Source organism: Halanaerobium sp. (assembly GCF_003070835.1).
On sequence record NZ_QBLR01000484.1, the window covers coordinates 1 to 1,469 of the forward strand.

Sequence of the window (1,469 nt, forward strand, 5' to 3'; positions counted from 1 at the left end):
TGAGATAATCAAAAAAATATTGAAAATCAAAGTAAATAGCCAAATCATCTCCACCCAATGCATAGCTTGGATGGAGTTTTCTTGGCAGTTTTAGATAAAATTATCTATTTTTAAATATTTATTAATCTAAATATTAAGTGTTCTGACCAATAATTTCTAAAATAATAATTAAAACTGCTCCAGCTGCAAAAGCTGCCAATCCGCTAATATTGAATTGACTTGGGAAAACTGCTGCTGAGGAACCAAGAATCAGCCCTGTTAAAACTACCATGATTTCTTTTTGATGTTTCTGCAGCAGATAAGAAAAAAGCCAGGCAAAAACCAAAAGTCCTGCTGCAACTCCTGCTCCAAAAACTATTAAAATTAAAAAATCTAGATTATTGATGGCATTTAAAACCGGATGATAAACTCCCATTAAAATTAAAAGTGTACCTCCACTAATTCCCGGCAAAATCATAGCTATACTACCAAAAAAACCTGCTATAAAAAATAAGACAAGACCTTTAGCATTTAAAAATCCAAGCTGAATTTCTCTTGAGAAAAAGAGAGCCAACACAAAAGCTAAAACCATTACTAAAATCTTAACAAAGCTCAAATGACCAATTTTTTTGTAAGTCGAGTGGGCTGAGGTGATTACCAAACCAAAGAGAAAATAATTTACAATTAAAGGTTGGTTTTGATAAAGATCAGTTATCACAGCTGAACCAAATAAAATTCCAGCTGCTGCCCCCAATCCAATTACAAAGAGTTTTTTGATTTTAATCTCTTTAATGGCATTAATTAAAGTTTCATAAATATTTAAAACCAGGGCCAGCGTACCTCCACTTACCCCCGGTAGAGTATTGGCAAGTCCTACTGGAATCGATTTAAAAAATAAGGCTAAATATGAGTTTTTTCTTGGCAAATAAATCTTCCTTTCAGTTATTAATTTATATTTTTTAATTTTATTCTCTCTATATTATTATTCAAGATAATTACTCCCTTTACCTGCCTAAATTCAAAAAAAGCTCAACCTCTATTTAATCTAGAGTTTGAGCTTTTTTAGTATCTTATTTAAATTATTTGGCAATAACTTCGGTTCTGTAGCCATCAGGGTCGGTAATAAAATAATATCCGGATGATCCTTCACTTAAACTTTTTAGATTTCCAACCTCATAACCTGCTGCTTTGTGTCGCTGATAAGATTTTTCTAAATCCTCAACTTTAACTGCGATATGACTGTAGCCATTTCCAATTGTATATGGTTCCTCACGGTCATAATTATAAGTTAACTCTAACTCAAAATTACCCTTTTGATCAGTTAAATATACTAAGGTGAATTTATCTTCAGGAAAATCTCTGCGGCGGCTTTCTTTTAAGTTTAAAGCCTTTTTGTAAAAATCAACTGATTTTTCTAAATCCATTACTCTAATACAAGAATGAACAAAATCATAATTTTGCATTTTATCACTACTCCTTTAAAATTATTT

General features: G+C 31.3%; 2 protein-coding genes. Both read right to left on the minus strand.

All coding sequences use genetic code 11. The features are described 5' to 3' along the window. Nucleotides 1–133: 133 nt before the first annotated feature. Nucleotides 134–904 (minus strand): DUF368 domain-containing protein, encoded by a 771-nt coding sequence (locus CI949_RS20665; protein WP_073160761.1) that lies wholly within the window; start codon nucleotides 902–904, stop codon nucleotides 134–136. Between the two features lie 154 nt (nucleotides 905–1,058). Further along, nucleotides 1,059–1,442, minus strand: a complete 384-nt coding sequence (locus tag CI949_RS20670) for a VOC family protein (protein ID WP_134060242.1) — start codon at nucleotides 1,440–1,442, stop codon at nucleotides 1,059–1,061. Nucleotides 1,443–1,469: the final 27 nt, after the last annotated feature.

Coding starts and splice junctions, on each gene's coding strand:
- CI949_RS20670 (WP_134060242.1), bottom strand. CDS start 1,442: ATGCAAAATTATGATTTTGTTCATTCTTGTATTAGAGTAATGGATTTA.